General features: G+C 63.2%; 9 protein-coding genes. 5 read left to right on the forward strand and 4 right to left on the reverse strand.

All coding sequences use genetic code 11. The annotated features are described in order from the left end of the window. Window positions 1–58 precede the first annotated feature (58 nt). Together ABX74_RS04655 and ABX74_RS04660 are read right to left on the reverse strand one after the other, a co-directional pair. Complete coding sequence (locus ABX74_RS04655; RefSeq protein ID WP_029255350.1) at window positions 59–1,606, reverse strand: NlpC/P60 family protein; 1,548 nt, start codon at window positions 1,604–1,606, stop codon at window positions 59–61. 451 nt (window positions 1,607–2,057) lie between these two features. Next, entirely contained in the window at window positions 2,058–2,648 is a 591-nt protein-coding gene (locus ABX74_RS04660) for a DUF6676 family protein (protein WP_020969605.1), read from the reverse strand. 455 nt (window positions 2,649–3,103) lie between these two features. Between ABX74_RS04660 and acnA the strand changes: the two genes are divergently transcribed. Together acnA and ABX74_RS04670 are read left to right on the forward strand one after the other, a co-directional pair. Beyond that, entirely contained in the window at window positions 3,104–5,905 is a 2,802-nt protein-coding gene (gene acnA / locus ABX74_RS04665; RefSeq protein ID WP_019748421.1) for an aconitate hydratase AcnA, read from the forward strand. A 100-nt stretch (window positions 5,906–6,005) separates the two neighbouring features. Continuing rightward, complete coding sequence (locus tag ABX74_RS04670; RefSeq protein WP_003944970.1) at window positions 6,006–6,572, forward strand: TetR/AcrR family transcriptional regulator; 567 nt, start codon at window positions 6,006–6,008, stop codon at window positions 6,570–6,572. 60 nt (window positions 6,573–6,632) lie between these two features. Here ABX74_RS04670 and ABX74_RS04675 read toward each other — a convergent pair whose 3' ends face one another. Beyond that, a complete protein-coding gene (locus tag ABX74_RS04675; RefSeq protein ID WP_020907739.1) occupies window positions 6,633–8,264 on the reverse strand; it encodes an ABC-F family ATP-binding cassette domain-containing protein in 1,632 nt (543 codons plus the stop codon). A gap of 129 nt (window positions 8,265–8,393) precedes the next feature. Here ABX74_RS04675 and ABX74_RS04680 point away from each other — a divergent pair, with 129 nt between their 5' ends. Then, window positions 8,394–9,179 (forward strand): SDR family oxidoreductase, encoded by a 786-nt coding sequence (locus tag ABX74_RS04680; RefSeq protein WP_019748418.1) that lies wholly within the window; start codon window positions 8,394–8,396, stop codon window positions 9,177–9,179. 10 nt (window positions 9,180–9,189) lie between these two features. Beyond that, window positions 9,190–10,320, forward strand: coding sequence for a lycopene cyclase family protein (locus tag ABX74_RS04685; protein ID WP_047888336.1), 1,131 nt, complete (start codon window positions 9,190–9,192; stop codon window positions 10,318–10,320). Window positions 10,321–10,335: 15 nt separating this feature from the next. Here the strand turns inward: ABX74_RS04685 and ABX74_RS04690 are convergent, their stop codons facing one another. Then, window positions 10,336–11,307, reverse strand: a complete 972-nt coding sequence (locus ABX74_RS04690; protein ID WP_020969603.1) for an alpha/beta hydrolase — start codon at window positions 11,305–11,307, stop codon at window positions 10,336–10,338. Between the two features lie 140 nt (window positions 11,308–11,447). On the opposite strand from ABX74_RS04690, the gene ABX74_RS04695 reads away from it, so the two are divergent. Further along, window positions 11,448–12,296 (forward strand): Ku protein, encoded by an 849-nt coding sequence (locus ABX74_RS04695; protein ID WP_020907736.1) that lies wholly within the window; start codon window positions 11,448–11,450, stop codon window positions 12,294–12,296.

The raw sequence follows: 12,296 nt of genomic DNA on the forward strand, positions 1-12,296 counted from the left end.
CGTCGGGAACTTGATAGTTCCCTGACAATGCGGGTGTCAGCGGCATTTCCTCTGACGGTCAGGACACCAGTCGGACGGCGTACGGCGTCATTCCGCCCCAGCGAACCGGGGAGACCATGACACTCGAACCGGATTGTGGTGCCTCGAGCATCTGCCCGTTACCGAGGTAGAGCGCCACGTGCTGGCTGGCGTTGGGGCCGTAGAAGATCATGTCGCCGCGTTTCATCTCCGAAGACGGAACCTGCGTGCCCGCGGTGTACTGATAGCCGGTGTAGTGCGGCAGCGAGATTCCGATGCCGGCGAAGGCGTAGATCATCAAGCCCGAGCAGTCGAACCCGACTTTGTTGAAGTCGCCGTAACTGTCGGCGACGCCGCCGTCACGGATGCCTCGCGTCGGACCGTTTTCGTCGCCGCCGCCCCAGGCGTACTGCACGCCGAGCTGAGACATTCCGCGGTCGATGACGGATTCGATTGCAGCGCTTCCGGTAACGGAAGGCTTCGGCGTGCTGGGCTTCGGCGTCGTCGGCTTGGGGGTGGTGGGCTTGGGCGTCGTGACCGTTTCCTCTTCGGTACCGGTCTCTTCGTCCGTGCCTGTTTCCTCGTCGGTCCCGGTTTCCTCGTCAGTCCAGGTGTCGTCGTCGTCCGGGATGACGGTCGGAGTCGGGTCTTCCACAGCGGTGTGCGGACGCTGAGCCGCTGCCAGTGCTGCAGCTCGATCCTTGGCGGCCTGGTCGGCAGCTGCGCGGGCAGCAGCCTGTGCGGCAGCTTCCTTGGCGGCAGCTTCGAGAGCCTTCTGATGAGCTTCCTCGGCGCGACGCTGCTCGTCCCACGTCGCATACGCCTGGCGTTGGCCCTGCAAACCTGCGACTGCATTGCGGGCGGCGTCGAGCTGAGCCTGAGCGGAGTTCCGCTCGGCTTCGATCGCGGCCTTCTTGGCAACCTGCTGATCGAGAGCGTTGCGCGCGATCTGAATCGCCTGCTCGGCCAGATCCTTCAGTTGTGCCGCGACCTCGGCGGCAGCGTCGGCCTGCTGCTTTGCCTGGCGGGTCGCGGAGTCCTTGTTCGCCTGCTCGGTACGTGCTCGTTGGAGACCGTCAAGCACTGCGCTCTGCGTATTGGCGAGCAGTTTGAGGACCTGCGCGCGGTCGAGGACGTCGCCCGGGCCCTTGGCGTCGAGGAACGACGAGATGGACGCGGTGTTGGTGCCCTTGACGTAGCTCGAGCGTGCGTACTTGTCGAAGTCCGTCTGAGCGACCTCGATCTGCGCCGACGCGTCCTTAAGAGCCTGTTTGGTGACGCCGACGGCCTGCGCTGCGGTGTCTGCGGCGCCGCGAGCGTTCTGCAGATCCACGAGCGTCTTGTTGACGTCTTCACGCTTGATCGCAACTTCGTTGTCGAGTGCCGACAACTGTTCGTTGGCCGATGCGACTTGATTGATGAGCGCGCTGACGGTGCCGACGCTCGACGAGACCTGCGAATCGGCCGCAGCGATGTCCGAGTCACTCGGATTCGGCGGCGGCGGTGGTACGGCCGAGGACATGGCGGGCGTACCGACGATCAGGGACCCGACAACGCCGAATCCGATGACCAGTTGCGCCAGGCGCATCGACTTACGGGAAGGACCACGACGGGACTCGCCGCCACGTGTTACTTGCCTCACAAATAACTCTCCCTCGCGTGTAACGCCACGGCCCGCTGGGTCGCCGATCCGTGCGGGGAGGGAATGCGCAGACCAAGCACCGGTCGCCCACAGCCCGAGAGCTGCTCGTCGACCTGGACGTGCCGTACGAACGCCACCGTCGACACCTCGAGAACAAGGCAACCGACAAGTACGCGTCGAACAACATCAGCCTGTCTGCGACACTTCTTCCCCAAAAAGTGCCAGTTGTACCGTACGACACTCAAGCGTTCTTTGGAAACTTTAGCCACAAATAACACAAACGGTATTTGAGCTGGTCGAATGGCATGCAGGTACCAAAAAGGGCAGGTACTCACCGCAAACAGCGGTGAGTACCTGTTTTCGACGAGTTACTGAAAATCTCGCAAAAGGACCAAGGTCAGACGGAATCGGCCCGGTGGTCGGAAGATGTCGCCGTTTCTGAAGTCGAAGCGATATGTCTGGTTTGCGCGTTTTCCGGCTCTCGCCGCCACTTGACGGCAAAGGTAATTCCGGCAATAACCGCAACCAGTGCGATGACAAGGACCGTGTAAAGCGTCCACGGCGGACCCGGCGCCACGATCTCGTGCGAGAAGCGGTCCGCGGTCACGCTCGCGCTTTCTCCGAAAGATCGGTCCTGCGCGGTTTCGAGCTGCACGCGACTGATCGAGTCGCTGTAGCTACCCATCCAGTCTGGGCTCAGAACGAGAACCGTGCCGCCTTCGGTTTTGCCGACCGTCGTGGCCAGGTCGCGAAGATCGGACGGCCGGCCCGGATTTGCGTCGACCACTACGACGCTCAAGTCGACACCACGTTCACGGGCGTCGGTCACCACCGCAGTCAGCCCCACAACATCGGACTCCGGGGCGGAGACGCCGTCCGTCGAAAGGTCCGCGAGCACGTCGTCGAGATCGACATCCGACGGAACAGCGACGTGCAGCGGGGACTTCACGTGCACAGGCGCAAAAGCGTGATTGGTAGGAGCAGACATCTCTCATCCGGGTGCTGTTCGGATTCCGTCCACCGCTGAGATGCGGGGAGTTCTTCCGAGGTCGTTTTTCGGCGGCCGACCCGCGACGGGCCTGCATGCAGCCTACTTCAGGTCGACTGCCACCAGGCGTCACACGCAACCGCCGCGCGTGCCGCCCGAGCGGTAACTGTGGGTGTGGTCACCCAGCCAAGCCTGCGTTGCGCAGGCCCGCAGTCTGCATGAAGATTGTTTCGGTCAACTTGCCCTGAATTCTCACAGGACAAGCGTACTGTTAGACTTGGACCAAGAGGTACCACGGTCAGGGCAGGTTCTACTGCAGCTCCGATGTTCGGACAGTTCTCACGCGAACTGTGCGATTGGCGTGAGCTACGGAGGATGTTCCCGGCCGAAGTACCTCGCTTCAGCTGCCGACACAGCCCCGTCGGTAGCGACCCTCATAGACGAGTGGAGCAGACGTGAGCACCAGTATCGATTCATTCGGAGCCAAGGGAACCCTCGAGGTCGGTGAGAACTCTTACGAGATCTTCCGCCTCTCGGCCGTCCCCGGCACCGAGAAATTGCCCTATTCCTTGAAGGTTCTCGCCGAGAACCTTCTCCGCACCGAAGACGGTGCCAACATCACCGCGGATCACATCCGCGCAATCGCGAGCTGGGATCCCTCAGCCGAGCCGAGCATCGAAATCCAGTTCACGCCTGCCCGCGTGATCATGCAGGACTTCACCGGCGTTCCTTGCATCGTCGACCTCGCCACCATGCGTGAGGCCGTCACCACCCTCGGCGGCGACCCGAACAAGGTCAACCCGCTCTCCCCCGCCGACATGGTCATCGACCACTCGGTCATCCTCGACGTCTTCGGCCAGGCCGACGCACTCGAGCGCAACGTCGACCTCGAATACGAGCGCAACGGCGAGCGTTACCAGTTCCTCCGTTGGGGCCAGGGCGCATTCGACGACTTCAAGGTCGTCCCCCCGGGAATGGGCATCGTTCACCAGGTCAACATCGAATACCTGGCGCCCACCGTCATGTCCCGTAACGGACAGGCATACCCCGACACCTGTGTCGGCACCGACTCGCACACCACGATGGTCAACGGCCTCGGCGTGCTCGGCTGGGGCGTCGGCGGCATCGAGGCCGAGGCAGCAATGCTCGGCCAGCCCGTCTCCATGCTGATCCCCCGCGTTGTCGGCTTCAAGCTCTCCGGTGAGATCAAGCCCGGCGTCACCGCAACCGACGTCGTGCTCACCGCCACCGAGATGCTCCGTAAGCACGGCGTCGTCGGCAAGTTCGTCGAGTTCTACGGCAACGGTGTTGCCGAGGTTCCGCTCGCGAACCGCGCAACGCTGGGCAACATGAGCCCCGAATTCGGTTCCACCGCAGCGATCTTCCCGATCGACGCCGAGACCATCGAGTACCTGCGCCTCACCGGCCGCAGCGACGAGCAGCTCGCTCTCGTCGAGGCGTACGCCAAGGAACAGGGCCTGTGGCACAACCCCGACAAGGAACCCGTCTTCTCGGAGTACATCGAGCTGGATCTGGGAACCGTTGTTCCCTCGATCGCCGGCCCGAAGCGCCCGCAGGACCGAATCCTGTTGTCGGAGTCCAAGACTGCGTTCCGCAAGGACATCCACAACTACGTGGAAGAGAACTACCCGACCGAGCACACCCAGCTCGACGAGGCCGTCGAGGAGTCCTTCCCGGCTTCCGATCCCGCGGTTCTGTCGTTTGCCGACGACGGAGCGGTCGACGTTCTCTCTGCTGCCAACGGTGCAGAAGGCCGTCCGAGCAAGCCGGTCGTCGTCAAGTCCGACGCCGGTGAGTTCGTTCTCGACCACGGCGCCGTCGTTGTTGCAGGTATCACCTCCTGCACCAACACGTCCAACCCGTCGGTCATGCTCGGTGCTGCACTGCTCGCACGCAACGCCGTCGAAAAGGGCCTCGCCACCAAGCCGTGGGTCAAGACCAACATGGCTCCCGGTTCGCAGGTCGTCACCGATTACTACGAGAAGGCCGGCCTGTGGCCGTACCTCGAGAAGCTCGGTTACTACCTCGGCGGTTACGGCTGCACCACGTGCATCGGTAACACCGGACCCCTGCCCGAGGCAGTCTCGAAGGCCATCAACGACAACGACCTCTCGGTCACCGCGGTGCTCTCGGGTAACCGCAACTTCGAGGGACGTATCTCCCCCGACGTCAAGATGAACTACCTGGCTTCCCCGCCGCTCGTGATTGCATACGGCCTCGCCGGAACCATGGACTTCGACTTCGAGACCGATTCGCTCGGTAACGACACCGACGGAAACCCCGTCTACCTCAAGGACATCTGGCCGTCCACGCAGGAAATCGAAGAGACGATCAAGTCCTCGATCGACCAGGACATGTTCCGCAAGTCGTACGCAACCATCTTTGCGGGCGACAGCCGCTGGCAGAACCTCGAAACCCCGAAGGGTGACACCTTCGAGTGGGACGTGAACTCCACCTACGTGCGGAAGCCTCCTTACTTCGACGGCATGACGATGGATCCGGCTCCAGTCAAGGACATCAAGGGCGCACGCGTCCTCGCACTGCTCGGCGACTCGGTCACCACCGACCACATCAGCCCGGCAGGTCCGATCAAGGTCGGTACCCCCGCTGCGCAGTACCTCGACTCCCACGGCGTCGAGCGTGCGGATTACAACTCCCTCGGCTCGCGTCGCGGTAACCACGAGGTCATGATTCGCGGAACGTTCGCGAACATCCGTCTGCGCAACCAGCTCCTCGACGACGTCTCCGGTGGTTACACCCGCGACTTCACGCAGGAAGGCGCACCGCAGGCATTCATCTACGACGCGTCGCAGAACTACCAGGCAGCCGGCATCCCGCTGGTCGTCCTGGGCGGCAAGGAGTACGGCTCCGGATCCTCACGTGACTGGGCAGCTAAGGGCACCAGCCTGCTCGGCGTCAAGGCCGTCATCACCGAGTCGTTCGAGCGCATCCACCGCTCCAACCTCATCGGCATGGGCGTTGTCCCGCTGCAGTTCCCGGTCGGCGAGTCCGCAGGTTCGCTCAAGCTCGACGGCACCGAGACCTTCGACATCGAAGGCGTCGAGAAGCTCAACGAGGGCGTCACCCCGAAGACCATGAAGGTCACGGCGACGCGCGAGAACGGCGAGAAGGTCGTGTTCGACGCAGTCGTACGCATCGATACCCCCGGCGAAGCGGATTACTACCGCAACGGTGGCATCCTGCAGTACGTGCTTCGCAACATGATCCGGGGCTAGTCAACCGAGCCCTGCTCTAACCCACGTGGCGGACTCAGCGAGGTGCTGAGTCCGCCACGTGCGTTCAGAGCACAAGAAAGCGCGAGACGAGGACAACAACGTGCCCAAGGTCAGTGAAGACCATCTCGCGGCACGGCGCAGTCAGATCCTTGACGGCGCCCGCCGCTGCTTTGCGGAATACGGCTACGACGGCGCCACAGTTCGCCGTCTCGAAGAAGTCACCGGTTTGTCCCGAGGAGCGATCTTTCATCACTTCAAGGACAAGGACGGCCTGTTCCTCGCTCTCGCAAGCGAGGATGCGAGCCGGATGGCAGATGTCGTCGCCGAAGAGGGACTCGTCCAGGTCATGCGGGACATGCTCGCGCAGCCCGATCAATTCGATTGGCTGGGAACGCGACTGGAGATAGCGCGTCGACTGCGCAACGACGCCGACTTCCGCGAGAAGTGGTCACAGCGCTCCGTAGAACTGACGGAAGCGACCAGTGCGCGCCTCGCCAGACAGAAATCGGCCGGTCGGCTCCGTGACGACGTTCCCACCGAAATTCTGATCGGATACCTGGATCTGGTGATGGACGGCCTGGTCGCGAGAATCGCCTCCGGCCACGGCGTCGACAACCTGTCAGCTGTTCTCGATCTGGTCGAGGAATCGGTGCGGCGGCGAGATTGAGGGGCTTCGCCCCTGTGCGCCTTTTTGGTAGTTCCCACTACCAAAAAGGCGCACAGGGGGTTAGGCGAGCTGGATCAGCTCGAGGTATTCCTGCGACCAGTGGTCCTCGTTGCCGTCGGGCAGGAGGATGACCCGCTCGGGGTTGAGTGCCTCGGCAGCGCCCGGATCGTGGGTGACCAGGACGACGGCACCGGTGTAGCTGCGGAGCGCGTCGAGCACCTGCTCGCGTGAGATCGGGTCCAGGTTGTTGGTGGGCTCGTCGAGAAGCAGAACGTTGGCAGCGGACGACACCAGACCGGCCAGAGCCAGACGCGTCTTTTCACCACCCGAGAGCGTTCCGGCCGGCTGTTCGAGCTGTGGGCCGGTGAACATGAAGGCACCGAGCAGAGAACGCAGCTCCTGCTCCCCTGTATCCGGCGCAGCGTGGCGGATGTTCTCCCACACGGACGCGTCGTCGTCGAGGGTGTCGTGCTCCTGAGCGAAGTAGCCGACCTTGAGTCCGTGACCGGCGATCAGCTCACCCGCGTCCGCCTTCTCCGCGCCCGCGAGGATGCGGAGCAGTGTGGTCTTACCTGCACCGTTGAGTCCGAGGATAACCACACGAGACCCACGATCGATCGCGAGATCGACACCGGTGAAGATCTCGAGCGAGCCGTACACCTTGGTGAGGTTCTTGCCCATCAGCGGAGTCTTGCCACAAGCGGCGGGCTCGGGGAAACGAATCCGCGCAACCTTGTCCGAGACACGTTCGGCATCGAGGTTCGCCATCAACTTGTCGGCTCGCTTGGCCATGTTCTGAGCCGCGACGGCCTTGGTTGCCTTTGCACCCATCTTCGCAGCCTGAATCCGCAGCGCACCGGCCTTCTTCTCGGCGTTCGCGCGCTCGCGGCGACGACGCTGCTCGTCCGTGGCACGAGCGTCGAGGTACTTCTTCCAGTTCATGTTGTAGACATCGGCCTCACCGCGGACGGCATCGAGGAACCACACACGGTTGACGACGTCGTTGAGCAGGTCGACGTCGTGACTGATGACCACCAGTCCGCCCTCGTGGTTCTGGAGGAATCCACGCAGCCAGGTGATGGAGTCGGCGTCGAGGTGGTTGGTGGGCTCGTCGAGCAGCAGAGTCGTGTCCGAGCGGGCACCGCTGCCGTCGGAGGCGGCAAAGAGGATTCGCGCCAATTCGACACGACGACGCTGACCGCCGGACAGCGTGCTGAGCGGCTGCCCGAGAATACGGTCTTCGAGGCCGAGGCTGCTGGTGATACGTGCGGCTTCGCTCTCGGCTTCGTAGCCGCCGAGGGCCGAGAATCGATCCTCGAGCTGGCCGTACTTCTTGACCGCGCGGTCCTGAGATTCCTGATCGAGCACCTCGCCCATCAGGATCTGCTGCTTCTCCATCTCGCGGAGCATCGTGTCGAGGCCGCGGGCAGAGAGAACCCGGTCCTTGGCGAGGATGCTCAGGTCGCCCTCTTTGGGGTCCTGCGGGAGGTATCCGAGTTCACCGGTGCGTACGACGCTTCCCGCATATGCCTCACCTTCACCGGCGAGGATGCGCAGAGTGGTCGTCTTTCCGGCACCGTTACGTCCGACGAGTCCGATCCGGTCGCCCGGCTGGATGCGCAGCGAAGGCCCGGGAGCTGTGAGAAGGGTGCGGACACCGGCACGAACTTCGAGGTCAGTGGCGGTAATCAAGCAAACTCCTCAGGAAAAACGACGAATACGGGTAAACAATGCCTGACTACAGACACAAGAACTATCGATTTTACCGTGACCTGACGGTCGTTCCGACCAGGAGCGTGTGAGTCCGCTAACGTTCGGGACATGACTAGCGAAAACAGCACTCGTCCTCGCGACCTCGAAGGCCGCGCCGCCATCGTCACCGGCGCAAGTCGCGGAATCGGCAAAGCTGTCGCCGCCGAACTCCTCGCTCGCGGCGCCGACGTCTTGATCACAGCCCGCAAGCCGGAGCCCCTCGAGGCTGCTGCATCCGAACTGTCCGATCTGGGGCACGGCGGCAAGGTCGTCGCATTCGCGGGCAACGCAGCCGATGCCGAGGCCCGATCCGGTGCCGTCGACCGCGCCGTCGCCGAGTTCGGTTCGCTCGACATTCTGGTCAACAACACCGGAATCAATCCCGTCTTCGGTTCGCTCATGGAGGCGGACCTCGACGCCGTGCGCAAGATCTTCGACGTGAACGTGGTTGCCGCCCTCGGTTACGTCCAACAAGCACATCGGGCGTGGATGGGCGAACACGGTGGAGCCGTCGTCAACCTGGCAAGTGTGGCCGGGATCCGGTCGACGGGCGTCATCGCGGCGTACGGCGCGTCGAAGGCTGCGCTCATCCGGTTGACGGAAGAACTGGCCTGGCAACTGGGACCGAAGATTCGTGTGAATGCCGTAGCACCCGGGATCGTCAAGACGCAGTTCGCGGCAGCACTGGTCGCTGCCGGCGAGGACAAGGCGTCGGCGGGCTACCCGATGAAGCGGCTCGGCACCCCCGAGGACGTTGCCGGCTTGGTCGGCTTCCTCGTCTCCGACGCGGCGGCATGGATCACCGGCGAAACGGTCCGGGTCGACGGCGGTCTGCTCGCAACGGGATCGATGTAGTGCGCCGATCATGAGCACACTCGACTCCTCCGCCGACGTGGTGATCGTGGGCGGAGGGCCGGCGGGGCGGGCACTCGCGACGCGCTGTATCGCCCGGCAACTCACCGTTGTCGTTGTCGATCCGCATCCTCATCGGGTGTGGACGCCGACGTACTCGGCGTGGGCAGACGAGCTGCCGTCGTGGCTGCCGGACGAGGTGATCGCGAGCCGAATCGAACGCCCGAGCGTGTGGACCAGCGGGCAGAAAACGCTTGCTCGCATCTATTGCGTATTGAATACACCTTTACTGCAATCATTTCTCTCCGACACATCCACAAAGGTCAGAGGCTTACGCGCTCAAACACTGTCCACCACCACCGTCGTGTGCGTGGACGGATCGCAGCTGACGGGATCCGTCGTCGTCGACGCCCGAGGCACCGATCTGGCAGTGACAACCGCGCAGCAGACGGCCTTCGGAATGATCGTGGACCGAGCTCTGGCCGATCCGATTCTGGGCGGCAGCGAGGCCTGGTTCATGGACTGGCGAACAGACAACGGCACCTCCGACGCCGACACTCCGTCGTTTCTCTACGCGGTCCCGCTCGACAACGAGCGAGTCCTCCTCGAGGAGACCTGCCTCGTCGGCCGGCCGGCGTTGGGGTTGCGCGAACTCGAAACACGTCTGCGCACCCGACTTCACAATCGGGGCTGCGAAGTCCCCGACGACGCGCCGGTCGAGCGAGTCCGTTTTGCGGTCGAAGGCCCAAGGGACTCGTCCCCGGACGCTGTCCTCCGGTTCGGCGGGCGAGGCGGTCTGATGCATCCGGGAACCGGATACAGCGTTGCCTCCTCACTCGCCGAGGCCGACACTGTCGCGAAAGCAATCGCCGACGGTGACGATCCGAACGTGGCACTCTGGCCTCGCTCGGCCAAGGCGGTATCCGCTCTCCGCCGCGTTGGTCTGAACGCACTTCTCGCCCTCGACTCGGGCGAAGTCACCACATTCTTCGACAAGTTCTTCGATCTACCGGTCGAGGCCCAGCGGTCCTACTTGTCGGATCGGCGGGACGCGGCCGCGACGGCGAAGGTGATGGCAACACTGTTCCGATCGTCACCGTGGCACGTGAGAAAGACATTGATGCGCGCGCCGTTTTTCCGGTGACTAGATCCGCACCGACTACTGCGCTGCCATCGAGCTGGCGATCATCGGCCAGGAGTTGTGGAGGTCGTCCTGCCAGTAACCCCACGAGTGGGTTCCGCTCGGCTTGAAGTCGAAGGTCGCGGGGATGCCCAGTGCGTTCAGTCGGTCCGCCAATCCGTGTGTGCACCCGTTGACCGCGGATTCGATGATGCCGCCGACGATGATCTGATTCAGGAGTGCTCCGGGATTTCCGTTCACATCGGGCGCCTGAAGGTTGTCGTGCGGACCTGGCAGCCCGGATCCGGTGGAGACGTACAGTTCGGTCCCCCGCAACTTCTCCGCGTTCACGACGGGATCGTTCTCGCGCCATCCCGGACCGTCGAACGGTCCCCACATGTTTGTCGGATCAGCGCCACCCCGCGCACCGACCACCAGTCGCACGTAGTCCTGACCCGGCTGGGTGGAAGTCTCCGCGCACCCGCTGTAGGCCCCGACACTCCGATACAGCCCTGGGGCTGAGATCGCGAGATTGAGTACCGAGGTCGCGGTCATCGAGATCGCCGCGATGGAGTTGACCCCGTTGGTACCGAACTGCGCATCGATGACTGGCGGCAGTTCGCGAGTGAGGAACGTCTGCCACTTGTTGCGTCCGAGTACGGGATCGTCCTTCTGCCAGTCGGTGTAGTAGCTGAACGCTCCTTCCAGCGGCGTCACGACGTTGACGTTCTTGTCGGCGAAGAAGTCCAGGACATCGGTCCGTCCTTCCCACGTTGCACTGTCCTCGCCACCACCGGCGCCGTTGAGCAGATACAACGTGGGCCGTGGGGCGCTCGTGTCGGCGGGGAGGATCACCTCGAGTGGAATGTCGCGGCCCATCGCATCGGAGTGGACGCTGATGGTTACGGTGCGTGCCGGATCTGCGTTCGCGGGCCAAGGCGCAAACAGCAGTGGAACCAGTGAAATTGCCAGCGCTGCTGCTACGCGTCGACGGTAGGTTCGGATACTCATCGGAGTATGCCCCCAGGTGTGCGAGTCGGATTCTCGGAGCGGATACCCGCTCGCCGCGCCTCGAACCGGCCCACCCGGACGCAACGGTTCGGGATCAACCGTGAGCGTTTGCCTCGCGCAATCGGCTGGGGGCGACCATCATGGGAGGCATGCGCTCGATTTGGAAAGGCTCGATAGCCTTCGGTCTGGTCAACGTTCCGGTCAAGGTGTACTCGGCGACCGAGGACCACGACATCCGATTTCACCAGGTCCATGCAAAAGACGGTGGCCGCATCAAGTACAACCGTGTGTGTTCCGAGTGCGGAAACACGGTTCAGTTCGCGGACATCGACAAGGCGTACGACTCGGAAGACGGATCGCGCGTCATCTTGAGCGACGAGGACTTCAACAAACTCCCGGCCGCGGAGAAGCACGAGATTCCGGTGCTGGAATTCGTGCCGAACGATCAGATCGATCCGATCTTGTTCGAGAAGAGTTACTTCCTCGAACCCGATTCGGCGTCGCCGAAGGCGTACGTCCTGCTTTCGACTGTGCTCACCGAGAGTGATCGAACGGCACTGGTGCATTTCACTCTGCGACAGAAGACGCGCCTGGCCGCGATGCGCGCTCGCGACGGCGTCCTCGTGATCCAGACGTTGCTGTGGCCCGACGAAGTTCGCGCAGCAGAGTTCCCTTCACTCGACGACGTGGAGAAGCCGAAGGCCAAGGAACTGAAGATGGCGCAGACGCTCGTCGAGAGCATGGCGGGCGATTTCGATCCGACCGAGTTCACCGACGACTACCAGCTCCAACTGCGGCAGTTGCTCGACGAGATGATCGAGAACGGCGGCAAGAAGGTCATCCCCGCCGCCGAGGTCGACCAGGAGGGCACCGATGCAGAGGTGGTCGACCTCGTTGCCGCACTGCAGCGCAGTGTGGACGAAGCGAAGTCGAACGCCTCCAAGGCCGGCTCGTCGAAGTCGACCACACCGAGGAAGAAACGAGCCTGA

Source organism: Rhodococcus sp. ARP2, assembly GCF_001029585.1.
In the GTDB taxonomy this organism is placed as follows: domain Bacteria; phylum Actinomycetota; class Actinomycetes; order Mycobacteriales; family Mycobacteriaceae; genus Rhodococcus_F; species Rhodococcus_F erythropolis.

Coding starts and splice junctions, on each gene's coding strand:
- ABX74_RS04655 (WP_029255350.1), bottom strand. CDS start 1,606: ATGCGCCTGGCGCAACTGGTCATCGGATTCGGCGTTGTCGGGTCCCTG.
- ABX74_RS04660 (WP_020969605.1), bottom strand. CDS start 2,648: ATGTCTGCTCCTACCAATCACGCTTTTGCGCCTGTGCACGTGAAGTCC.
- ABX74_RS04680 (WP_019748418.1), top strand. CDS start 8,394: ATGACTAGCGAAAACAGCACTCGTCCTCGCGACCTCGAAGGCCGCGCC.
- ABX74_RS04685 (WP_047888336.1), top strand. CDS start 9,190: ATGAGCACACTCGACTCCTCCGCCGACGTGGTGATCGTGGGCGGAGGG.
- ABX74_RS04690 (WP_020969603.1), bottom strand. CDS start 11,307: ATGAGTATCCGAACCTACCGTCGACGCGTAGCAGCAGCGCTGGCAATT.
- ABX74_RS04695 (WP_020907736.1), top strand. CDS start 11,448: ATGGGAGGCATGCGCTCGATTTGGAAAGGCTCGATAGCCTTCGGTCTG.